Source organism: Streptomyces sp. NPDC045021 (assembly GCF_056432645.1).
Window position 1 is genome coordinate 31,260 of sequence record NZ_JBWKIQ010000012.1, and the last position, 21,684, is coordinate 52,943.

The 21,684-nt window shown below is 67.2% G+C and carries 26 protein-coding genes and 4 pseudogenes; 20 read left to right on the forward strand and 10 right to left on the reverse strand.

Annotation, left to right across the window (positions count from 1 at the left end; genetic code table 11):
* The first annotated feature begins 112 nt into the window (after positions 1–112).
* The gene (locus AC07DC_RS30715; RefSeq protein WP_478917757.1) at positions 113–1,387 is read left to right on the forward strand and encodes a M23 family metallopeptidase; all 1,275 of its coding nucleotides are present in this window, start codon (positions 113–115) and stop codon (positions 1,385–1,387) included.
* A gap of 85 nt (positions 1,388–1,472) precedes the next feature.
* On the opposite strand, the pseudogene AC07DC_RS30720 reads toward AC07DC_RS30715, so the two are convergent.
* Positions 1,473–1,997, reverse strand: a pseudogene (locus AC07DC_RS30720) (IS5 family transposase); the annotation flags it as partial.
* A gap of 156 nt (positions 1,998–2,153) precedes the next feature.
* On the opposite strand from AC07DC_RS30720, the gene AC07DC_RS30725 reads away from it, so the two are divergent.
* Together AC07DC_RS30725 and AC07DC_RS30730 are read left to right on the forward strand one after the other, a co-directional pair.
* Complete coding sequence (locus AC07DC_RS30725) at positions 2,154–2,642, forward strand: DUF6882 domain-containing protein (protein ID WP_478917758.1); 489 nt, start codon at positions 2,154–2,156, stop codon at positions 2,640–2,642.
* Positions 2,643–2,860: 218 nt separating this feature from the next.
* Positions 2,861–3,385 carry a F0F1 ATP synthase subunit B family protein gene (locus AC07DC_RS30730; RefSeq protein ID WP_478917759.1) on the forward strand — a complete coding sequence of 175 codons (525 nt, stop codon included), beginning with the start codon at positions 2,861–2,863 and terminating at the stop codon, positions 3,383–3,385.
* A gap of 383 nt (positions 3,386–3,768) precedes the next feature.
* Here AC07DC_RS30730 and AC07DC_RS30735 read toward each other — a convergent pair whose 3' ends face one another.
* Positions 3,769–3,948 (reverse strand): hypothetical protein, encoded by a 180-nt coding sequence (locus AC07DC_RS30735; RefSeq protein ID WP_478917760.1) that lies wholly within the window; start codon positions 3,946–3,948, stop codon positions 3,769–3,771.
* A gap of 554 nt (positions 3,949–4,502) precedes the next feature.
* The gene (locus tag AC07DC_RS30740) at positions 4,503–4,829 is read right to left on the reverse strand and encodes a MerR family transcriptional regulator (protein ID WP_478917761.1); all 327 of its coding nucleotides are present in this window, start codon (positions 4,827–4,829) and stop codon (positions 4,503–4,505) included.
* 1,035 nt (positions 4,830–5,864) lie between these two features.
* Here AC07DC_RS30740 and AC07DC_RS30745 point away from each other — a divergent pair.
* Positions 5,865–6,269: a hypothetical protein gene (locus AC07DC_RS30745; RefSeq protein ID WP_478917762.1), complete on the forward strand. Its 405-nt coding sequence runs from the start codon at positions 5,865–5,867 to the stop codon at positions 6,267–6,269.
* A 200-nt stretch (positions 6,270–6,469) separates the two neighbouring features.
* On the opposite strand, the gene AC07DC_RS30750 is transcribed toward AC07DC_RS30745, so the two are convergent.
* The 3 genes from AC07DC_RS30750 to AC07DC_RS30760 form a co-directional block, all read right to left on the reverse strand.
* Positions 6,470–6,613, reverse strand: coding sequence for a hypothetical protein (locus tag AC07DC_RS30750; protein ID WP_478917763.1), 144 nt, complete (start codon positions 6,611–6,613; stop codon positions 6,470–6,472).
* Between the two features lie 7 nt (positions 6,614–6,620).
* Positions 6,621–6,983, reverse strand: coding sequence for a dihydrofolate reductase family protein (locus AC07DC_RS30755; RefSeq protein WP_478917764.1), 363 nt, complete (start codon positions 6,981–6,983; stop codon positions 6,621–6,623).
* 470 nt (positions 6,984–7,453) lie between these two features.
* On the reverse strand, positions 7,454–8,113 hold the full coding sequence (locus AC07DC_RS30760; protein ID WP_478917765.1) for an MSMEG_1061 family FMN-dependent PPOX-type flavoprotein: 660 nt from the start codon (positions 8,111–8,113) through the stop codon (positions 7,454–7,456).
* A 177-nt stretch (positions 8,114–8,290) separates the two neighbouring features.
* Here AC07DC_RS30760 and AC07DC_RS30765 point away from each other — a divergent pair, with 177 nt between their 5' ends.
* Both AC07DC_RS30765 and AC07DC_RS30770 read left to right on the forward strand, forming a co-directional pair.
* A complete protein-coding gene (locus AC07DC_RS30765) occupies positions 8,291–9,043 on the forward strand; it encodes a hypothetical protein (RefSeq protein WP_478917766.1) in 753 nt (250 codons plus the stop codon).
* A gap of 755 nt (positions 9,044–9,798) precedes the next feature.
* Positions 9,799–9,894, forward strand: a pseudogene (locus tag AC07DC_RS30770) (FHA domain-containing protein); the annotation flags it as partial.
* 172 nt (positions 9,895–10,066) lie between these two features.
* On the opposite strand, the gene AC07DC_RS30775 reads toward AC07DC_RS30770, so the two are convergent.
* A complete protein-coding gene (locus AC07DC_RS30775) occupies positions 10,067–10,222 on the reverse strand; it encodes an HNH endonuclease (RefSeq protein WP_478917767.1) in 156 nt (51 codons plus the stop codon).
* A 311-nt stretch (positions 10,223–10,533) separates the two neighbouring features.
* On the opposite strand from AC07DC_RS30775, the pseudogene AC07DC_RS30780 reads away from it, so the two are divergent.
* A pseudogene (locus AC07DC_RS30780) lies at positions 10,534–10,819 on the forward strand (gamma carbonic anhydrase family protein); the annotation flags it as partial.
* Between the two features lie 16 nt (positions 10,820–10,835).
* Here the strand turns inward: AC07DC_RS30780 and AC07DC_RS30785 are convergent.
* A complete protein-coding gene (locus AC07DC_RS30785; RefSeq protein ID WP_478917768.1) occupies positions 10,836–11,246 on the reverse strand; it encodes a hypothetical protein in 411 nt (136 codons plus the stop codon).
* A 133-nt stretch (positions 11,247–11,379) separates the two neighbouring features.
* The gene (locus tag AC07DC_RS30790; protein WP_478917989.1) at positions 11,380–12,231 is read right to left on the reverse strand and encodes an IS5 family transposase; all 852 of its coding nucleotides are present in this window, start codon (positions 12,229–12,231) and stop codon (positions 11,380–11,382) included.
* A gap of 392 nt (positions 12,232–12,623) precedes the next feature.
* On the opposite strand from AC07DC_RS30790, the gene AC07DC_RS30795 reads away from it, so the two are divergent.
* The 10 genes from AC07DC_RS30795 (at position 12,624) to AC07DC_RS30840 (ending at position 19,795) form a co-directional block, all read left to right on the forward strand.
* A complete protein-coding gene (locus AC07DC_RS30795; RefSeq protein WP_478917769.1) occupies positions 12,624–12,800 on the forward strand; it encodes a hypothetical protein in 177 nt (58 codons plus the stop codon).
* Positions 12,797–13,186 carry a TniQ family protein gene (locus AC07DC_RS30800; protein ID WP_478917770.1) on the forward strand — a complete coding sequence of 130 codons (390 nt, stop codon included), beginning with the start codon at positions 12,797–12,799 and terminating at the stop codon, positions 13,184–13,186. The genes AC07DC_RS30795 and AC07DC_RS30800 overlap by 4 nt, the downstream gene beginning before the upstream one ends.
* Positions 13,134–13,649 (forward strand): hypothetical protein, encoded by a 516-nt coding sequence (locus tag AC07DC_RS30805; protein ID WP_478917771.1) that lies wholly within the window; start codon positions 13,134–13,136, stop codon positions 13,647–13,649. The genes AC07DC_RS30800 and AC07DC_RS30805 overlap by 53 nt, the downstream gene beginning before the upstream one ends.
* Positions 13,646–14,683, forward strand: coding sequence for a hypothetical protein (locus AC07DC_RS30810; protein ID WP_478917772.1), 1,038 nt, complete (start codon positions 13,646–13,648; stop codon positions 14,681–14,683). Before AC07DC_RS30805 ends, AC07DC_RS30810 begins: the two co-directional genes overlap by 4 nt.
* Positions 14,684–15,129: 446 nt before the next feature.
* Positions 15,130–15,633, forward strand: coding sequence for a macro domain-containing protein (locus tag AC07DC_RS30815; RefSeq protein WP_478917773.1), 504 nt, complete (start codon positions 15,130–15,132; stop codon positions 15,631–15,633).
* 213 nt (positions 15,634–15,846) lie between these two features.
* A complete protein-coding gene (locus tag AC07DC_RS30820) occupies positions 15,847–16,959 on the forward strand; it encodes an alpha/beta hydrolase (RefSeq protein ID WP_478917774.1) in 1,113 nt (370 codons plus the stop codon).
* Between the two features lie 180 nt (positions 16,960–17,139).
* Positions 17,140–17,364: a hypothetical protein gene (locus AC07DC_RS30825; RefSeq protein ID WP_478917775.1), complete on the forward strand. Its 225-nt coding sequence runs from the start codon at positions 17,140–17,142 to the stop codon at positions 17,362–17,364.
* Positions 17,365–17,557: 193 nt separating this feature from the next.
* Complete coding sequence (locus tag AC07DC_RS30830) at positions 17,558–17,686, forward strand: hypothetical protein (protein ID WP_478917776.1); 129 nt, start codon at positions 17,558–17,560, stop codon at positions 17,684–17,686.
* 752 nt (positions 17,687–18,438) lie between these two features.
* On the forward strand, positions 18,439–18,870 hold the full coding sequence (locus AC07DC_RS30835; protein ID WP_478917777.1) for an ester cyclase: 432 nt from the start codon (positions 18,439–18,441) through the stop codon (positions 18,868–18,870).
* Between the two features lie 76 nt (positions 18,871–18,946).
* On the forward strand, positions 18,947–19,795 hold the full coding sequence (locus AC07DC_RS30840; RefSeq protein WP_478918002.1) for a hypothetical protein: 849 nt from the start codon (positions 18,947–18,949) through the stop codon (positions 19,793–19,795).
* A 35-nt stretch (positions 19,796–19,830) separates the two neighbouring features.
* On the opposite strand, the pseudogene AC07DC_RS30845 reads toward AC07DC_RS30840, so the two are convergent.
* A pseudogene (locus AC07DC_RS30845) lies at positions 19,831–20,097 on the reverse strand (tetratricopeptide repeat protein); the annotation flags it as partial.
* 32 nt (positions 20,098–20,129) lie between these two features.
* Between AC07DC_RS30845 and AC07DC_RS30850 the strand changes: the two are divergent.
* The 3 genes from AC07DC_RS30850 to AC07DC_RS30860 all read left to right on the forward strand — a co-directional run bounded on the left by AC07DC_RS30850 (position 20,130) and on the right by AC07DC_RS30860 (position 21,679).
* On the forward strand, positions 20,130–20,288 hold the full coding sequence (locus AC07DC_RS30850) for a hypothetical protein (RefSeq protein ID WP_478917778.1): 159 nt from the start codon (positions 20,130–20,132) through the stop codon (positions 20,286–20,288).
* A 338-nt stretch (positions 20,289–20,626) separates the two neighbouring features.
* The gene (locus AC07DC_RS30855) at positions 20,627–20,890 is read left to right on the forward strand and encodes an ABC transporter permease (RefSeq protein WP_478917779.1); all 264 of its coding nucleotides are present in this window, start codon (positions 20,627–20,629) and stop codon (positions 20,888–20,890) included.
* A gap of 15 nt (positions 20,891–20,905) precedes the next feature.
* On the forward strand, positions 20,906–21,679 hold the full coding sequence (locus tag AC07DC_RS30860) for a hypothetical protein (RefSeq protein WP_478917780.1): 774 nt from the start codon (positions 20,906–20,908) through the stop codon (positions 21,677–21,679).
* The last annotated feature ends 5 nt before the right edge of the window (positions 21,680–21,684 follow it).

The window sequence follows — 21,684 nt, forward strand, 5'->3', positions numbered from 1 at the left end:
GTATCCGTCAGGATCGGGCCGCCAGCACGTTGCATGAGCCTGCGTCTCGGCCCCGGGGCGTACCGGCGCTCCTCCCCCGGAGCTGCCGGCTTCGACAAACGACGGGGACCACATGGCACACCGAAACTCCCCCAAGTCCACCGGCCACCGGGCACTGCTCCGCGGGCTCGCCGGCGGCGTGCTCGGAGCGATCCTGGCGGCAACCGCGATCGTGCCCGGGCACGCAGCCGCACTGACCGCACTGCCGCCCGGCACACAGTTCACCCCGCTCACCGCAGCGGTGCTGACCAAGCCAGCGCCGTTCGACGCCACCGACGGCAAGGTGCACCTCTCGTACGAGCTGCTCACCACCAGTGCGCTGCCCAGCAGTGCTCAGGTGCGACTCGACCGGGTGGACGTCCAGGACGCGAACACCCACCAGGTCATCGGCTCGCTGAGCGGACCGGCACTGGGCGGGGCCGCCAACCCGGTGGGCGACCCCCTGCCGGGGGAGGACGCGTACACGCCGCCGCCACCGCCGCCAACAGAGACCGTCATCCAGGGTTCCCAGCAGTGGATCATCTGGATCGATCTGACCCTCGACCACGGGCAGCCCGTGCCCGACGTCCTCGAACACCACCTGGTGGGCGCTGTCCTGACCGCATCAGGCGTGTCGCCGTTCGAAGAGACGGTGCAGTCCACCCCGACCGCCCGCACATCTCCGCTCGACCTGCGCCCGCCGGTCCTCCCGGGCACCTGGTACGCCAGCGAGTCGTGCTGCGGCAACACCCACCACCGGCGCGGTTTCGCGCCGATCAACGGCCGCTTCTACGTGCCGCAGCGCTTCGCGATCGACTGGTACCGAGTCGGAGGGCAGGGACAGACCTGGGAGGGTGACCCCACGCAGCTCACCAGCTACCTGAGCTACCGCCAGCCGGTCGTGGCATCGGCACGCGGCCGGGTGGTGGAGGTCCAGGACGGTCTCCCGGACAACCCGCCGCCCGTGTCACCCCCCGTTCCGCCGATTGCGGACACCGTGGGCAACCACATCACGCTGGAGGTCGCACCCGGCCGGTACCTCCTCTACGGCCACTTGCATCCCGGTTCGCTGAACGTTCGGGAGGGGGACCGCGTCGAACCCGGCCAGACCCTCGGGCTGATCGGCAACAGCGGCAATTCCACCACCCCTCACCTGCACTTCCAGGTGCTGACGACGGCCGAGTTCTTCCCGACCGACAGCCCTCCCTTCACCTTCCGAAAGTTCCGGGTCGCCGGACACGTCGCGCCCCGGCTCTGGGATGACAATCTCGGCCGGCAACCGACCGGTGTCCTGCCGATCCAACCCTCGCCGTACGACGGCGTGCACCGGTCGGAGTACCCGCTGGACCGCGAGGTGGTCGACTTCTGACCGTCGGCCGCCGCTCTGCCGCGCGCCTCGCCGTTGCCGCTCGCAGGCCCACCCTCTCCCGCCTAAGGCCTGTGAGATGTTGTGATCAGCCAGCGGTCAGCAAGAGATCATCGATCCAGATCATCGAGGCGCGAAGGTGGAGGCCGGCGAGGCAGCTCTCCGGGGTCTTGTCGAACCGGGCGGCGATGCCTCGCCGAGCCTTCAGCTTGTTGATCAGGCGCTCGACAGTGTTCCGCTCCTTGTAGAGCTCGGCGTCATAGCTGACAGGCCTACCGCCCTTGCTGCCCTTCCGGTTGGCGGCCTGGTCCTTCATCTCCGGGATGACCGCTTTGATGGACCGGTTCCCTAGGTGGGCGCGGTTGCCGCGGGACGAGTAGGCCTTGTCGCCGGCGACCGCGTCGGGTCGGGTGCCGGGACGGCCGACCGGTCCGCGGACCCGTACCTTCTCGAGCAGGGGGATGAATTGCGAACTGTCGGCGGCCTGGCCCTCGGTCAGGACGAACGCCAGCGGGCGGCACTTCCGGTCGCCGCCGCAATGGATCTTGCTGGTCTGCCCGCCCGTGGAGCGCCCGAGCAGGGCGGCCTTCAGCCGTAGCTTGCGCCGACGTCGGCACAGTCCTCGCCACCGGTCAGGCATACGCCCGACCCGCTCACCACAACAAGGGCACCAAGCCGCGACGAACACGACAAGCAACCAGCGCCCGGCGCCCTGGACCAGCAACCCCGATGGGAGGATCTTCCCGACAGTTCTGCGCCAGGAGGCACCGTGGACGACCGCTCGACGCATGACCACTCAGGGTGGGACGAGGTCGTCCTCGCGGCTCGCGCCCGCGCCCGCGCTCGACAGGCCCTGATGATCGAACGCTTCGCTCTGTCGGGTGATGTGCAGTACCAGTGGTCGATGGACGACGCGCAGATGACGTGGTCGCGCGATGGGAAGGTGTTCCTCACCGGCCGGCTCACGATGATCGGCAGCGTCAGCCTCGCCCAGCAGTCCTGGCTGTGGTCCTGGGCGAACGAGTCACTGCCGCACGCAGTCCTGGGCGACATCGAGCGGGTCCGGCAGTTCGGCGAGGAGAACGACTACCCCGTCCTGCCGTGGCCGGGCTTCAACTACGACCCCGAACTCGTTGCCGAGGCTCGGATGGTCGCAGCATCCGTGCTCGACGCCGAGGGGCTGTGGGCGGAGTCCACGGACGACGGGCAGCTCCACTTCCTGGTCCACGACTTGGTACTCAGCGCTGAAGGACGGTGACGAGCACCCAGGCGCCAGGGCTGCCGATACCGGCCGTCGCAGGTTAAACGGCAAGTTCAGAGCTTGTTTTTGATCCCAGCGAGTCGCGTGATCGGGCCCTACTTGAGTCGACGATGGTGGGCGGTTTGGCATCTTCGGGATAGTGCGGCAACGGACCCCGGCACGATGACAGCTGCCCTGCCGACTAGGGGAGTTGGTGCGCGACATAAGCTCTGGGCATGGAAATCCTGACGCCCAAGCCCGCAGAACTCCTGATAGGTCTGCTCGGCTTCCTGATCGTCTTCGGGATACTTGCCAAGGTCCTGCTGCCTCGGATCAACAAGGTCCTCGCTGATCGGTCCGACGCGATCGAAGGCCGGCTCGAACGAACCGGGCACATCGCTGCCGAAGCGGCCCGCACTCTCGCCGAGTACCAGCAACAGGCCACGGAAGCTCGGCATGAAGCGGCCCGCCTGCGCCAGGACGCCTTGGAGCAAGGGACAGCGCTGATCGCTGAGATCCGAGCCGAAGGGCTGCGCGAGCGCGAGGCCATCGTTGCCGCGGGGCACGATCAGATCGCCGCGCACCGGTCCCTCGCCGAAGCCGAACTCCGCGGTGATGTGGCCTCATTGGCTACTTCCTTGGCAGGCTTGATTGTCGGTGAGCCGATCGAAGCCGCCGCCGGCACCAGTGCCGTAGTTGACCAATTCTTCGCTGATCTCGACACTCAAGACACCGCCACTCCACAGAACATCAACAGCTGAGCTCTCTCACCTCCATGAACGTGGCAGTGGCCCCATCGCCGGGGCCACTGGTGTGGGTGGGCGGTCAGCTGACATCGGAGGCAAGCCCGATCCTTCAGGGCCGGCGAGTGCCTCGGAGGCTCTCCGGAGGTTCTGATCGCCTTCGACCAGCTGACATGCTGGGCATCCTTTCGGGTCAGGCGTCTGCTCGTAGTGACACCTGGCGTGACAGCTACAGATCACCCAGTGCTATCCGGTGACAGCGAACCTGACCGATTGCCAGTGACGTTAGACGGCCAGCGGATCAGAGCCCGAAGCGACCGGATTCTGTGAGCTGCGGCGTCCGACACCGTGCAGCCGAGACCGCTCACGACTCGGTCAACGACCAGCGCCGCCGCTTTTGATCACTTGCCCTCGGGGTCCAGTGCACCGAGTTGGAGCTTGACCGCGTCGATCTCGGCCTGCACCTCTTCGGGACTCGCGCCATCCGCCTTGAGTTGGGCAGTCTTGCTCTTGAGGCCGTTGGCCATGCTGATGATCTCATCGAGGGAAGAGTCGACCGGGTTCCATGCATCGGTGCTCATGAGTCTCCTATCCACTGCGGCACCACGCCGCTTCCGTGATCACGCCAGCACCGAATGCCACGACATAGCCAACAGGCTGCTTCCAGCCCCCCCCCGGGCGGCAGGTGCTGCACAGGGCGGCCGACGATGACGGCCACCGACTTCCGCACCGTCCCCCGCAAGCAGGACCGCGAGGACCGGCGCGCCGCCGACGCGGCCCGCCTGGAGCGCGAGCGCGCCCGGCGGCCGAGCAGCAGATGGAGATCCGGCGCGGCAGCTACAGATCGTTCCGCATCCGGCGCAGCTCCCCGTGTAGCCCGCGGTTGCGTGCGGCCCGGTTGAGGCGACACGGGCCACAGTAGACACCGTCCTCGGGTAGGACGTCGATGTCGATCGGCCAGTCCACCGGCATGTCGACCAGCCGCTCGCAGTCCGCCGTCGCACACGGTGCGACGGTCGGTGCTGCGACTTTGGCTTCGGCTGCTTCGTCCTCGGCCCATCGCTGCACCACGGCCCGCTGCGCTGCCCGCTCGGCCTTAAGGCGGGCCAGGTCCGCCGCACGCGATTGCCCCTGTTCAGGCGGCGGTGTGGTGGGCGCGGGTGCGGAGTTGTTCGTTGAGGGCCAAGGCTTCCTCGAGTTGGTCCTGCAGCGCCACGATCCGGCAGGCGGTCTCGATCGCGGTGCCCTGGTCGACGAGTTCACGGACCCGGGCAGCGATGCGTAGCTGGTAGCGGGAGTAGCGGCGGTGGCCGGCCTCGGAGCGCAGCGGGGTGATCAGACGGGCTTTGCCGATCGCGCGGAGGAAGCCGGGGTTGGTGCCGATCATCTCGGCGGCACGGCCGATGGTGTAGGCGGGATAGTCCTCGTCATCAAGACGGCCGAAGGAATCGTCTGCTGTCATCTCACCTCACTGGGAAACAAGCAAAGGGGTTGGGAACGTGTGGAGGGGCCCTGGCGCCGTATAGCGCCAGGGCCCCGAAGGACGGAAAACACCACCTGCCGGCCCTAGTACTGCGCCGGCCTACTGTGTCCGCACCCAACCCGAAAACACTCGGGGGTGCGGGGATCGCGAATGCGTGACCGGAGACCACCTCACTATCGATGTCCTGCGGTACCCGGGCCCACAACTTCGCCCGGGCGATCCCGATGGCGCTCAACCCCTCCGTTCCCTCTGCATCGAATCACTGACCAAACCGGTACTGCGAACTACTGTCCTGCGAACTGCTGGTGGCCTTCACCGCACCACCGTCCGGCAGCCAGCCCCGTCGCCCGTCCTGCAACCGCTCTGGCTTAGAACCCCACTGCCGAACCTCCCGGCACGCGCGCCCGCAGCCCGACGCCTTCACCGAGAAACCACTGATCCACTCACTGCTGGTCCTGCTCTACCACTGTGGTGCGGGTACTGCTGGTGGCCTTCACTACACCACCGTCCGGCAGCCAGCCCCGTCGCCCATCCTGCAACCACTCTGGCTTAGAACCCCACTGCCGAACCCCTCGGCACGCGCGCCCGCAGCCCGACGCCTTCACCGAGAAACCACTCATGTTGCACTGCTGGTACTGCTGTCCTGCGTAATGCGGTACTGCTGAACTGCTGAACTGCGGATACTGCGTGTCAGAACTGCACATGCCGTACTGCGTTACTGCGGTCTTGCGCGGCGGCCCCTCCCGGGGCGGCCCGGCCCGGCAATCAACCCTGCGACCCACCAGCACTGCACTGGCCGCCGGATTCCATCACCGTGCCACCTGCTCTGCACGGCAGTTCATGTCTGCCGCGCCCTGCTTCCTTCTTGGCTACGAGCAGAACACTACCCACACCCAGAAGCGAATGTCTACTTCACACGCGATAGATTTTCGGGGCAGCAGCCGACAGGCATCCTGACCCCCGCCCGGCAGGCACCGGGGGCACGACACGGCACGGAAAGGGCAGGACAACCCCATGCGACCCGACCACCCACCGCCCATCCCGCAGACGGACATCTGCAACGTGTGCGCCCGACACCTCACCGACGGATGCCACCTGGCCGTCGTCCCGGACTCCTCCGCGATCCACGCCCGCGACCCCGCACGCGACGGCCTGCGCCTGATCGCCACCTGCTCCCCCGAACACCTCACCGCCCTGCACGACGAGTACCGCAACCGCCCGTTCGTCCCCGAGGAACTATGGGCCGGGAAGATCCTGCGCGCCCTGGCGCAACAGCCCGACGGGCTCACCACAGAAGCCCTCTCCGCAGCCACCGGGCTGGACTACCCGCAGATCCAACGCGCCATGACCTGGGAACAGCACCGCACCCGACAGGCCCAGGGCTCCGATCCCCACCCGGGATCCCCCGGACCGGGCTGACGGTTCACGTTGCCGGCCGGGCATGCGTCGAGGTCCGCTTCGCGCCGGGATGCTGCTCGGCGGCTTGGCGCACCGGCGCTGCGCCCCGGAATGAACCCTGCGGACACCGCTTGGTGAACCCGGGCCCGGTTATCACTGCGGTCTGCGGGCTACCAGGCGCCCAACCTCGCCTGGGCAAGCCAGCGTCTTTCACGCGCCGCTCACCCGGGCTCAGCCGCGTGCGGGTCAAGGTCGTGGTGAAGGCGGCTGCGCAGGAAGAGCAGGGCGGCCGGTTCGGCGACCTGCGTCAGGTCGTCCAGCAGGTGTTGGACGCAGGGACTGTCCGCGGCGCGGACCGCGTCCACGATCCCCTCACGCGTGCGCCGCGAAGGCGTGGGCGACGGCACCGCCGCTGAAGACGATGGTGCTCATCGGCTCGATGGTGAGCGGCGCGCGGAAGAGCCGCTCACCCGCACCCAGGACGACCGGGTGGATGACAAGGCGGTACTCGTCGAACAAGCCGGTCTCGACCGGCGATCGGGCGAACCGTGCCGCCGTGGGCGAGCAGGTATCCGTCGGAGCGCTCCCGCTTGAGCTGCGTGATGGCTTCGGCCGGTGAGGCCATGCGCTGCTTCCTTCCCGGTATGGACGACACGAACTGTTCGAGTCCCTGGTGGTGCACAGTGCCGGTGAACGCTTGTTGGGCGATGCTGAAGATGCCGACGGGTCCGGCACTGAAGGTGCCGATCACCGAGAACAAGATCGCCCCACTGGGGTGGTCCCAGCGGGGCGTTTGTCGGCGAGGTGCCGCGGTCGTCGGCAAGGTGCCGAGGCACAGTCAGTCGAACTTCATGCCGAAGTATGGGTCGGGTTCGCCTGTGTAGGGGTCGACGCCGGACTCCCACCGTCGACCGAGACAAGCGTCCGCTGCCGCTGCGGCCACCCAGGACGCGCCATCATCACGCCAGAGGCAGGTGGCCGTATCAATGGCCACCCAGGGGTCATCGTGCACCCGCGCCACGGCTGTTGCCTTCCCCGCCTGGCATCACCGCCCGGGGCGCTGCGCCCCGTCAGTGCCCCCGGCCCGTCCCACAGAAGAACCCGACATGCCACCGCCCCACTAACGGGCTGACCCGCGATTGATCTTGGGGCGTGCTGGTCTGGGGTTCGGCGGGCTGGTGGTTCAGCGAGCGCAGGTCGGCCCGTTACTCGTACCGGTACTTCAGGGAATCCGCCTCCGCCTGCTCGATGTCAGCGATCGTCAGCTCCGACATCCGCAGCTGGGCCAGCGTCACCTCGGCCGAGGTCGGCTGGGCGTCCGCCGGCAGCCACTGCTCCGGCTTCCAGGCCCCGCTGCGCAGGAGCGACTTGGGGCAGTGCGGGTAGACCTCCTCGATCCCCAGAACCAGCGCACTGGCCGGCGGCTTGCCCACGGCGGTCAGCTGCGACAGCAGGTCCGGGCGGGTGGAGACGCATGCCCGGCCGTTCACCCTGAGCGTCGTGGTGCGCCCCGGGATGAAGAACAGCAGCCCGGCCCGTCCGGTGGCGATGACGTTCTGCAGGGTGTCCAGACGCTTGTTGCCGGTCGCGTCCGGTATCGCCACCGTCCGTGTGTCCAGGACGGCGACGAACCCGGCGGGGCCGCCGCGCGGGGAAACGTCACAGTTGCCCTCGGCGTCCGCGCTGGCGACCAGGACCAGCGATGAGCAGCCGATCAACCGCTGTGTCTGGTCGGTGAGTTCGGTCATCTGCTTGCGCACGGCCGCGTCGCTGGGGAGTTCGTAGGCCCGGCGCAGCGCCTCCTGGTCGGGCACGGCGTCGAGTCGGAGCGAGTCGAAGGCGCTGCTGGCAAGGGGTGTCGTCATGCTCCCGACCCTAATGGGCCGACCTGCGATTGATCTTGGTCGGTGAGTGCGGGGACATAGAGACCGCCTCGCGAGTTGTCTGGTGTGTGAAGATCAAACAGGTCCGCGCGTAAACGCGCGGAGGCTGAGCAGATGCCGCGACCAGCGCCGCCAGTGATCGATTTGCCGCCACCGGCCTTGCCGCCCACGAAGATCTCTGTTCGGACACGCGATCGGTACGCAGACATCCACCATTTACTGGAGGCGGGATGGACCATCTCCGCCATCGCCCGCCGCCTCAACCTGGACCGCAAGACCGTGCGGCACATCCGCGACGCCGAACTCGACGAACTCCTGGCAACGGCTCGCGACCGCCGCCCCAACGGGGTTCTGGCGCCGTTCAAGGCATACCTGACTTCCCAGTTCACCGCCGGAACGACCAGCGGAACCCAGCTCTTCCACGAGATCCAGCGGCTCGGATACACCGGCAGTGTGCTCCCGGTCCGGCGCTACCTCGCCGGGCTCCGTACCGGAACCGCCGACCCCGTTCGAGCCGACATCCCCAGCCCTCGGAAGATCACATCGTGGATCATGCGGCCCTGCGACCAGCTCTCCGCCAACGCGGAGGAGAAGCTCCTCGCCGTCCGGCTCGCCTGCCCGGACATCGCCCGAGCCTGCGACCTTGCTCGCACCTTCCACGACCTCGTCTCCCACCGCCTGGGCCACCTGCTGATGGAGTGGATCCGCGAAGCCGAAGGTGACGCGCCCGCAGCCGTCCACTCCTTCGCAGGCTTTCCGGCACGACATCAACGCCGTCACCACCGGACTCACCCTCCCCTGGTCGTCGGGCATCGTCGAAGGACACGTGAACAGGGTGAAACCATCACAAGAGCCATGTACGGGTGGGTCTCCTTCCGGCTCTTCCGCATCCGAATCCTCACGCGACCTTGAGCCGGGAGACGATAACGCTTCGTCAGCCGCTACACCGCCAGATAGGTTCGTACCGTGTGCTACTACGCCGGGAAGTCCTACAAACTCCACTATGCGTGCGTGGCATGCCGCGTTGCGTTCAAGCAGCATCCCGGCCTCGCGGAGCACCGATGCTCCAAGTTCATGCTCTGTGCTGGTCGCGACTTCGCGGCACCACGACGCCGAGACACCAAGGCATGGACCGTGGTAGCCGCGGTCCTGAATGCCGGATTGCGCTACGAGGGTCGGGAGCCCTGCGGCTGCGGAAAGGAACCCAGGTTCCGCCCCCGCACCCGAGCACAATTGCGAGCACGCCGCATCGAAGCCGCACGAACGGGCACCCCATTGGCTGAGATGCTGGGACGTCCAGACCTACAAACACCGGCATGACTTGCCCCGGCGGGCCCGCCTGACCACAAGATCATTCACGGAATCGCGGTCAGAACCAATTTCAGATATCGCCATCAACCGCGCACGGCTACCCGAGGCCGTCGCGCGACTGCTGCGCCATGGCCGGGCAGCACAGGGGGTGACCGGCGTCGACGACCTCCTTGCGGCTCTCGCCTGACCCGATGCCCGGTCCAGCCCCATCTCCGGGTCGGGCGCCGCCCGCCCTCGCCGCCTACGAGAGGAGGACGACAGGGACTGCGCGTGCGAGTGGGAGGAGCAGCAGCCCCTGACCAGCTATAAGGGCGGTAGTAACGTTGCGGCGGCACGCATTCGCTGGTCAGTGAGACGGCCCGCCCTCGCCGATCCAGGATCTCGGATCCACCAACGGCATCGCGGTAGACGCGCACCCCACCACCCGCGCTACGGTCCACCACGCCTCGCAGTACCGCAGAGAGCGTGAGGGAGGACAGCCCATGGAAGCCGACCAGAACACCCCCGCACTGGACATCCGCATCGGCGGATTCCGTATGACCCTTCAGCGCATCCCCGTACGGCTCCTAGCGGCCCTGGGGACGTGTGGCGGGTCAAGGCCCTCACGGCATGGCTGACAACCCGCTAGAACGGGGTGTTCGTAGCCCCAAAGTCCTCGCGGGTCTTGAGCCAATGGCAGCTACGACAGAGGGTCTGAGCGTTGCCGTCCGTGTCGGTCCCACCAAGGGCCAGAGACTGTATGTGGTCCACATCAACGCACTCGACAGGCACAGCAGGCACAGCGTGCCGAGCCCGCCTTAGTGCGTCCGCCAGTAGGTGAGGCAGCTGGGCAGGTAGAACGCGCGGGAGTTCGGTCGGCCGCTATCGGCGGCGGGCCCTACCGTGTGTGCACCTGGTTGGTGGCCTGGATCTGCCGCCAGGATCGCGGCTCCATCAGACGGAGGCCGGCGGACCGGAGAGCCGGGGCGTCGGGCTCGGGCTTGGTGGCGGTGAACAGCCAGGTGTGCAGCAGCGCGCCGAGCGGCTTGCCCGAGATCTGCAGAGGTCGAACCGGCTGATCGCGAGAGTGGCGAGGTAGCTGGCCTGGGGCGGCGGTGCTGCACGGCTGCACGATCGAGGACGACGTGCTGGTCGGGATGGACGCCTTGGGCTCAACGGCGCGGGTGGGCGCCGGTTGCTGAAGCGGCCGGCGCGGTGGTGCCGCAGGCATGCAGATCCCGCCCAGTTCGCTGGTGGCGGGCGTCCCGGCCAAGGTCAGGCGCGAGCTGACGGAGGCGGGAGCGCCTGGGCATCAAGGCCATCAGCGAGGGCTATCTGCTGCTCGCCCAGGCGCACTCGGAGCTGTTCGCGGAGGGCGGCGAAACGGATCTCGACTGAGCGGACTCTTTGTGGGTCAGTGCCAGAAGGAGGGCGAAGACGATCCGGAGCCGTTCCAGGAGATGACCAGGAGAATGACGATGATCGCCAACGGGACGGCGACGAGCAGGGCGCACCCGATGGCACCGGGCAGGTTCTTCCTGCGGAGGCGCTGATCGAGCAGCTTGGCCTCGGGGGTGTCGTTCCGCCAGTGCGGCTGGAGCTCCGCGGTGCCGTCGGCGATCGCCCCGGCCACCCGGGCGACGTCCGCGGGGTGGTACGTGCGCCACTTGCTCTCGCCCCAAGTGGAGTGCGATACATGGAGGTTGTTGCGGACGCCGTTGGCATTCGCGGTGGCGTGCAGGCAGTTCGCCCGGATGATCGGCCAGGCTCGGGCCAGCTGCCTCTCGGCCAACCAGGCGACGTGCTCCGGTTCGGCTGCTGCCACGGGCGCACCTACTCTCGGCTCGCAAGCAGTCTCTCCCCGCTCCGGCCGGATAGGCAACACCCTCTTCTCGTAACCGGCTTGGCTCCTCGTGCTGCCAGTATTGACTGGACGTCTAAGAGTGGCCGCCAGTGGGTCATCGGACGCGGGGGCTTCGTGGGCGGGTCTCCCAGCGATGGAGGGGCCAGGCACGTCGGATCAGGCAGCGGACGGTGATGATTGTGCTGGCCAGGGCGATGAAGAACTCGACGGGGGCTCTTCGTCGCTCGGTGCAGCGGCGGAGCTTGCCGAAGCTTTTCATCCAGGAATTCGTGCGCTCCACCACCCACCGTCCGCCGGTCTGGATCGAGGTATTCGCGCCGCGCTTGGCGATCTGGCCTGTGATTCCTCTGGCCTTCAGGTCGAGGTGGACCATGCTGTAGTCGTATCCGGCGTCCAGGCTCAGTCGCGGGTGCTGGGGCAGCGGCCCCAGGGATGCTTCCAGGTCGGTGAAGCGGTCGAGGGTGGCGGGCAGCAGGGTGTGATCGCGGGTGTTGGCCGGCGCGGGGTCGGTGACCAGCGGTATGCCGTATCCGTCCGTCAACTGCGAACGTTTGACGCCGAGTTTGGCCCGGTCGACGGGGCTCCTGCCGGCGCTTTCGCCGCCGGAGGGAGCCTTGGCGATGCAGCCGTCGGCGGAGGGCTGCTCGAGTTCGACGCCGATCATGCGGTCGTAGCAGGAGAGCACGAGCAGACGCAAGGTCTCCATCACGCCGGCAGCGATCCATTCATCTCGGCGGCGACGCAGCGTGGTGGCAGAGCACAGGTGATCGGCCACCCGCTCGTATCCGCAGCCGAAAACCAGGACCTGCACCAAGCGGTCGAAGACCACCTGGTCACTGATGCGCGGATTGTGGCAGCCCCACGGATGGCGCTCCTCCCGTACGGGCAGCAAGGCGAGAAACTGGTCTGGGATCGGGTCGAGAATGCATGATGGGACGGCAGGCACGGATCCCCCGGTGATCATGAAGCGTAGAGAACTCCATGATCGGGCGAGCCGGGCCTGCCCTGCTACCGCCACCCACCTCATCACCTACTGGCGGACGCTCTTACAAATCATCTTCCAGAGCCGTGCCGCAGCACTGTTCCCGGCCGCTATGACCGCTCGGCACTCCCTGCGGGCACGCATCGGCCCCCTTGCTCGTCCCCCAGGTTCGAACCGGGAACCTCGCGGGTATGGGCCGCACGCCTCGGCCAGCCTCCCGCGCCAAGTCGGCCGACACGCCGCCATCGTGGTTAACGTTCTGTGGCTCAGGTCCCAGCCCTGAGCTGCGGCTGCACGCCCACCGGCCGGGCACTCTGCTTAAGCTCAGCAGCTACCTGCACGACCGCACCGGCGGCATGAACGGCAGTCTGTCTCACCTCGTCCGCGAAGCCGCCCTGGACGCCATCCTCGACGGCAGCGAAAGAATCACAAAGGTGTCGCTGGAGCGGGTCGACCTGGACGACAGCGCCGAGCAGCAGAACCTCCCCCGCGCACGCCGGCACCGGGCCCGCAACGAGAAACGCACCGCATGACCACCCGGCTGCGGGCTCTGCCGCTCACGCCACCGCCCGTTCACGGCGAGACGATCGGCTCCTACCTGAACCGGCTCGCCGACGCCAACCACCTCACCATCGGGCACCTTTCGTGCCTGATCGGCCCGTCGCGTCAGCACCGCCGTGACGACAACCGAGTCGGCTACTGGACCTCTGAGGGGCTGGTGCGACTCGCCGCCCTGACCCGCCGGAGCCCAGCCTCCCTGATACACGCGATGCCCCCGCTCGGCACGATCGGCGAACCGATCCGGCGGCTGCCGCCGTCCGCCACCGAGGAGGTCACCGAGCCGCGGCGCCGCCCGGCCTGCCGGCATGGCCCGCCGCCACATCCGCGGTCTCGTCATCCGCAGCACTCCGCACCATGAAGGCGTCTGTCCCTGGCACCACCGCTGGCTCCTCGGGAACGAACAGCATGCCCCCACGCGGCTGCCCGAGGTGCCTCGCGCCAACCGCCAGCACAAGCGGATCGTCCGCCGCGGCATCCATCCCTCCACCACGCTGGCCTACGTCGATGCCCGAGACCGCCTGATCAAGTGGTTCACCAACAAGGCCGGCAGCCCGCCGCTTCTGCAGCGTTGGAACCGTCGCCTCGACGTACTGGGCGAGGACCCGTTCGGTGACCCTCACCGCCCCTCCGAAGCCCGGATCGAACTGGCCACCTATCCCGAAGCCGTCATTCTCACCGGCCTGTTCGCCTCGCCGCACTGGCGAGACCACCCCCAACTGCCCACTGAAGCGGCACGGCGACTCGGCATCGCATCGCACCAGCCACAGCACACTGGAAGAATGAAGGTCTTGCACTCACCACCAGGGGGAATTTATCTGTGAAGGTCGGACTGGCACGTTCCGCCGCGGTCCATTGGGTCACCCAGCATGCCCAATCTGATGCCGGCTATCGGGGCGCCTACTTCAGCGGCTCGACCGTCGGGTTGCAGGACGATGCCGAACTGCCACCCTCCTCCGACGTCGACATCTTCGTCGTCACCGCCGCCGAAAGCCCGTCGGCCAAGCCGGGCAAGCTCAGCTACCAGGGCGCCCTGTTGGAAGTCAGCTACCTGCCCTGGACCGAGCTCGCCTCCGCCGACGAGGTCCTCGCGTCCTACCACCTGGCCGGCAGCTTCCGCACCGACACGATCATCGATGACCCCACCGGCCATCTGCACAAGCTGCACGCACACATCTCGCCCCGGTTCGCCGCCCGGCCCTGGGTTCGCCGCCGATGCCAGGATGCCCGCCACCGGGTCGAAGCCCGCCTCGCGGCGATCGACACCTCGGCACCGTTCCACGAGCAGGTGACCGCCTGGCTGTTCCCCACCGGCGTGACCTGCCACGTGCTTCTCGCCGCCGCCCTGCGCAACCCCACCATCCGCCTGCGCTACCCAGCCGCACGCACGGCCCTCACCGACTACGGCCACCTCAGCCTCTACCCCGAACTCCTCGGTCTCCTCGGCTGTTCACACCTGTCCGCACAACGCGTCCAGCACCATCTGCGCGAACTCGCCGCGACGTTCGACGCCACCACCCAGGTGGCGAAGACCCCGTTCTTCTTCAGCAGCGACATCACCCCCACCGCACGGCCGATCGCCATCGACGGAAGCCAGACCCTCATCGATGCCGGCGACTACCGCGAGGCGGTCTTCTGGATCATCGCGACCTTCGCCCGCTGCCACACCATCCTGGCCACCGACGGTCCCCAACTGCACAACTCCCTCGCTCCAGCGTTCCAGGCAGCGGTCGCCGACCTCGGCATCAGCTCCAGCAGCGACCTCCTCCACCGGGCCGAAGAAGTCACCCGGTTCCTGCCCCGGCTCTGGCAGACCACCGAGGACATCCTGACCAGCAACGCCAAGATCACCGAATAGCGAAGGAAGAACGTCGCCTCGTCCAACGAGCGGTGTCAGTTCTCGCGGACCATTCACGTTCTAGTGATCGACGAGGGGTGGCCGTTCTCACTTACCAAGCCCAGCCACCGGTCCTGACCCGGAAACTGCCACCTTCAGTGCGAGCCCCGACAGCAACCGTCCCACCGTCCTGACACAGCCCAGCTCAGGACACATCGGCACGGCCATGATCGATGAGACGCGTGCTCGGCGACGGAGTCGCGACCGCAGATGACACCCTGCGCTCCCACCACGAACCCCACTTCCATCTGTCACCCCGCAGGTCAACGCCCCTATCTCTGCAAGATCTAATGAGACCGGACAGCTTTGGCCCGTTCCGGCGAGGTCTTCAGGGTCTGCCCTCGGGCTGTTGCGGCGCTAGCGGGCGACTGCCGGTATTCGTTGAGCGCTGGTGGCATCATCAGGGCATGGCTCTGATCGAGGTTGTTCAGGGTGACATAACCCTCCAGGAGACGGACGTGATCGTCACTGCGGCGAACGAGTCGCTCATGGGCGGTGGAGGCGTAGACCGCGCGATTCACCGAGCGGCCGGTCGACGCCTCGCGGACGCAGCTGCCGCGATCGGTCCCTGCGAGCCGGGCGACGCGATGGCGACGCCGGCCTTCGATCTCAATCCGCCGGTGAAGCACGTGATCCACACCGTTGGTCCGGTCTGGGAGGGCGGCGACTACGGCGAGACCGAGGTGCTTGCCTCCTGCTACCGCCGTTGCCTTGAGGTCGCGGATCAACTGGGAGCCAAGAGCGTCGCGTTTCCCGCGATCGCCACCGGCGTCTACGGGTTCCCGGCTGAGGAGGCCGCGCAGATCGCTGTCACCCCCCTCAGGACCTCGTCGACCGGCGTCGAGCAGATCAGCCTCGTGGCCTTCGACCAACAGGCACATGACCTGCTGGTCGCGGCGCTCGCTTCCTAGCCCCAAACGACCCGACTGCGGAGCAAAGGGTTCACCGTGTCACCCGCATGGCGTACCCCGCATGGACGTCGGACACCCTTCTGAAGGATTCTTGGTTTCAGATGGCCCCGGCCATCCGCCTCGGGCCGAGTCGACGGATTCGGAGGGCGAACGATGCCCAGCATCCCTCCCCAGGACCACGCAGTCCCGCATGTCTCGACGATCCCCGCAAATGTGCACGAGAACGTCAACCTGTTCGTCCGCGAGTACAACGGGACCAAGCCGCACCACGACACTGAAGCCGTCCTGATGCTGCACGGCCGCAGCGCCCCTGCCCTCGCGGGGTTCGACCTCCAGCACGGCAAGTACAGTTGGGCCCAGAATCTGGCGCAAGCGGGCTACGACGTGTTCGTCATGGACCTTCAGGGCTCCGGCCGGTCACCGCGCCCAGCGATGGACAATGCGTGCAACGCGGACCCGGCAAAACAGCAAACGGCCCTGGTCCCCAACCCCCTGGCGGCCCCATGCCCCCCGAGTTACCCGCACCAGCTGGGTAACTCGCAGAGCGAATGGGACGAGCTGGACGCGGTCGTCGAATACATCAGAGCACAACGACACGTGCGGCACATCGCGTTCGTCGGCTGGTCCGCGGCCTCGTTCGTGATGGGACCGTACACACTTCAACATTCCAACAAAGTGAGCAGCCTGCTGCTCCTCGCGCCGATCTTCCCGCCCCAAGGAAGGGCCAGCAAGCCCGCCACCCGCTTCGGCGCGCCGGACCCTCTCCCGGTCTCAACCCCGGCTCGACAGTTCGGCTTCCCGATGAACCTCTCCATGAAAGCGGAGTTCACCCAAGCGTGGGACGTCGAGGTGAACTGTCCGGACCAGCGCGAGAACGGCATGGTCGACGTAGTGTGGGCGGCCATCATGAACAATGACGCCATTGGCAAGGCGTGGGGGCCGCTGCACTCCGGCGTGCCGGAGGGCGTGTCGCGGGTCCGCAACTCCTACTGGTGGGGCTGGAACAAAACCACGGTGCCGTTCGACAGCACCCTGGGCACGCTGGTGCCCGTATGCATCGTCTACGGGGAGTTCGACACCCAGGCGAACCACCCGTCGCCCAATCCCCTGACCGACTTCTCGGTTCCCGCGCTCTACACCGCCATCGCCGGCGTGGACAAGCTGATGATCAAGGTGGCCTGCGCCGGGCACTGCATGCCCTGGGAGAAACGCGCCAAGGACCTGCACCAAATGACCCGGGAATGGCTCAAGAACACCGCTGTCGCCGGCCACAAGAGCGGCCGCTACGCCCTCGACGTGGACGGCAACTACACGAACCTGCCCTAGCCAACTACCTCGTGCGGGCGGTCTTTCGAGGACATCGATGAGCTGTCCGCCGAAGTCCTGGCGGCACCTCCCGCAGGACAGCACGGATAGGCATCAAGGCATATCCTGTTGAAGGCCGCATCAAGGTCCTCATCAAGCGAAGACATTCGCTGGGCCGAGAGATTCTCAGAGAGGTTCGTCATGGGTGACATCACTGCTCATACATCGGACACCTTCGTGATTCCCGACAGGGGGATGTACGGGATCGAGTCGATAGAGATCAAGAAGCATGTCCTCCTGCCCGGGCATGACATACTCCGCGGCGCCATTCTGCAAGATCAGAGCACCGGCAGGCGCTTTTTCGTCACCGAGGCTGATCTGGCCGGGTACAAGCTTCCGGAGCCGACACCCGAACTCGATGAATGATAACGGAGTCGTAGAGCAGAATATGGCGTCGTCGCGACTCGCCCGGCCCCGCGCAAGGTGTGGGGTGAGCCAGTCGGACCGCCCGTCCAGCGCGTCACCGTCGCCCTGAAGCCCCGGGGTCCGATGGGTGCGCAGCCCTCGCAACCGGTGGCGGCGACCCGGATCAGGGGTCGCCCCGGAAAAGCTGTGTCAGGTGCACCCGATCGGCCCGGCCGGCGCGGGTGTGGTCGTGCTCGTGCTGTCCGATGAGCTCGACTACGACATGGAGCAGGTGCTGGACGACGTTGCGGACCGCGCCCTGGACGATGATGGCGGCGGCTGATCCTGGAGTGTGCCGGGGTGACGTTCTGCGGCGATGTTCTCGAACGCGTCCGCCAGCTGGTCGGCGTCGGACGGATCGAACTCCAGGCGGGCCATCCGGAAGGCCGCGCCAATGGGGAGCGGGGTCACCGGGGGCCCGGAAAACCACCGCCTTCCAGATGTCGGTCACCGTGGTCGACGCGAACGGCGCGATCATCGCGGTGCGACGCTCGCGGAGGCGCTCATCACTGGCCTCCTGGCTCTTCTTCTCCTCCCACCACGTGCCCACCACGTGCCCACCGCGAGCTTGCCCAGCTCTCGGTCGACCATCACACCCATGCCGCGGAAGCCGGGCTCACCCGACACCAGATCGCGTCCTTCGGTGCTCAGCGTGTCGACGACACCCCGGAGCTTGGCCGGATCGCCTGTCGCGTAGATCGTACGAACGTACGTAGCCCATCCCCGTCGTCGGGCGGCGCACCCGAACGGCGCACCGCCGGGCACAGGCGAACCCCGGGTCGGATCTCACCCCACGCTCCATGCGACGGCAGGAACGGATGCGCGGCAAGGCGACCGGGGCGTTCGGGTGCAACCCCGTGGGCGGAGCCTGCTCATTCGGCCCGGTCAAGCCAACGACGGCTCATACGGCATGCGGGTGAACGCAGCCTGTCGGTCCGCGCGTCCGGGCCAGGCACCGGAATCGACCGGTGATGCTACCCCCAGGCACATGTTCGTCCCAATAACACCAGGGGCGGCCCCTGCAAGGAGGCGTTAATGTCCATCGAGGACAACAAGAGCCTGGTCCGCCGCTTCTATCGCGAGATCGACGAAGGCAACCTTGACGCGATGGACGAACTGGTGGCCGAGGACTACATCGACCACTCCCCTCCACCGTTCCCCTTCCCGCCAGGCCGTGAAGGCCTCAAGCAGGCGTTCCGTCTGTTCTGGGAAGCCACCCCCGGCACGCACGAGATCGAGGACCAAATCGCCGAGGGCGACAAGGTGGCCACCCGGCTAACAGCTCGAGGTAGGCAAGACGGCGACCTCCCGGGGATCCCCGCCACTGGCAACCAGATGGAGATGACAGCCACGGTGATTCACCGCATCGAGAACGGCCGCCTCGCCGAGAAGTGGTCGGACAAGGACAACCTCCGCCTTCTGCAGCAACTCGAGGTGCTCCCACCCCTTGGCGGTCAACCGGAATAGCCGCTGAATCGGTCGTTGAGACCACCGAGGCTGCGGTCGGGGGGGTGCCGGTGTGGATGCTGGCGCAATCCGCCCCGTGGTCCGCGTTCAGGCGAACGCGAGCGGCTACCGCGCTGACACCGACACCCTGCTGCACCTCCTGGCCACCGGCGTCTTCCACGACGACGGCACACACGACAACAAGTGGATCAACGCCGCACAGCGGCTGCTGCGCGTCCGCGAGACCACCATCACCGGGCAGGTCTACGAGAACTTGGACGAGCTCCGGCACTACCCGGCACTGCTCGCCACCTGGACCATCGGCGTGTCCGCCATCCTCGCCCGCCGCGAAGGCCTCCTGCACCGCCTGCTGACCGACCCGGTCTTCGTCTCGCCCTCGAACTCGAACCGGCCGCTCAACGCCGCCTACTGCCTCAACCCCTGGCGGGTCCTTCACACGCCTGGCATCCACGAGATCTCCCGCCCCAGCCCGGGCAAGAAGTGGAAATACCCGCACTCCGAACTGCTCCGTCGCGAAATCCGTGAACCCCTACGCGCCGTTGCCCCCGACGACCGCCCCTACCAGGCCGCCCGCAGCCGCTTCGAACTCCTCACCTCCCTCGTCGCCCTCGACCAGCCGGACGGCGACGCGTGGGTCGGCAAGTTCGCCAGCGACAGCGAGTGGGGCTACGACGACAACGGAATCGGCGGTGGCGGCTTGCTGGAAGGCGTCTACGGCCTCATCGAACCGTCCCAGCTTCCAAAGTGGCGCGCCAATATGCAAAAGAGCGCGGCTTGTCCGCGGGGATCATCGATTTCATTGTATATATTCAGAGCCTTCTTATGGGCATCGATAGCCCGTTCGTACCTGCCGAGCAGAGTTGGAGAAAGGCCAAGTCGGTTGTGGGCCAAACTCTCGCCACGACGGTCATCGCTCTCCGCATAGAAGGCTGCGGCCGGGACTTCTGCGTCTGCGGCCTCCGAAGCTCTCCCTGCCGCCAGTAGGCTTAGGCCAAGGTTGCAGCGTGCCTGACCCACTCCGTGGTGATCGCCAACCTCTTCAAATGCTTTCGCAGCCTCCCTGTGGGTATCGGCGGACTCATCAAGCCTGTTCATCCTTTGAAGATCCGAACCAAGATTGTTCAAGGCTGAGGCCTCACCATGCTGGTCGCCGACGCTGTGCAGTATTACATATGCTGCCTCGTGGGCGGCCGCAGCCTCACCGAATCTATTTCCGTCCCGCGACATAGTCCTAAAATGTTGCAGTAAATTGCCTCGCCATGGCGGTCGCCAAGGCGTCGCACGATTGCCATGCCGCGTTGGAGGACCTCTATGGCCTCCTCATCTCGATCCGCCTTATGAAAAGCGAGGCCAAGGTTCTGGAGGTCACCGCCTCGGTAGAGAAGGCCGTACAGACCCGCGCGAGGTCTGCGCGCTGATCGAGGCGGGCGCGGCGGCCGGCTCCTTGACCTGCTCACCGGGTGCGAGCAGACTCGTATACGAAGTACGTGTGCCTCGTATGCGTACAGCGTAGGTGGACCGGCACGCAGGGTAACCCGCGAATCCTTCCTCCGGCGCACTCCCACCGCAGTCCGACACTGCGGATCGAAGCAGTCCCCTCCCGCGGCGACCACGCCCCCGACCGGCGGCGCCGACGGGAGCAGCCCCCGACCCGGGCCGGCCCGGCTGGGTCGTGCCGCCGCAATGCGGCGGCACGGGAACGGCGCGCGCCGCGTCATGGCGCTGCTCGGGCGGTTGGAGAAGGGGAGGCGCAGTGATGCCCTTCCAGCAATCGAATCCGGTCCGGCCCCGCTTCTGGCTGGAGACGGCCCTCGGTGGGCTGTCCGGAGTGCTGTTCCTGCTCACCCTGGTGTGGCCGCAGTGGATCGAGACACTCCTCGGCCTCGACCCGGACGCCGGCAGCGGCGCGGCGGAGTGGCTCGTGGTCGCAGTGGCGGCCGCCGTCACCGCCGCCTGTGTGTTCGGTGCCCGGATCGAGTGGCGCCGGGCGCACCCGTCCTCGGTCCGCGCCGCGCGGTGAGGGAGGAAGATCGTCATGACGGATACGACACGGGCATCGTCGAACGACGAACTGACAGAACTGGTCCGGCGGGCCCCGCTGAGCTTCGTGGGTACTGTCACCCGGGCCGGTGGCACCTCGCTCGCGGCCATCCCGGTCGAGGCCCGCAACGAACGAACGCTTGTGGTCCGAGTGGACGAGGTGCTGCACGCGCCCGAGGCCTTCCGGCAACTCGCGGGCGGCGAGGTCACCGTCCAACTGGCGGCCGATGGCGACCTGATGGAGGTCGGTGCTGCGGCCGCATTCTTCACCGAGGGCATGGTCTACGGTGACGGCCTGGGTGTCGTCGAAGTGGCCCGGCTGCCGGTCAGCGCCGTCCTGCGGCACATTTCGATGGCGGCGACCTCCGCCGACGAGCTGCCCTTCTCGTCTGTGCAGCGCAAGATCCGCAACCAGGACATCGCCGCGCACGCTGCCGAGGCGGACGCCGTCGTGGTCGGCACGGTGGTCGGACTGGAGGATCTCGGCCTGACGAACTTCTCCGAGCACGCCCCGCACTGGTGGCGGGCCGCCATCGAAATCTCGATCGTCGAACACGGCGTACTCGAGGCCGGACCGAGCACCTTCCTCTATCCGAGCAGCATGGACATCCGCTGGCGCGAGGTGCCCAACCCGCAGGCTGGGCAGGAAGCCTTGTGGCTCCTGCACGAGACGGAGGGCGAGCTGGCCGTGTACGCGCCGTTCCGGTTGCTCCACCACGACGACGTCCAGCCGGTGCAGAAGCTCGCCGTGCTGCAGGAAGGGACGTGAGCCGA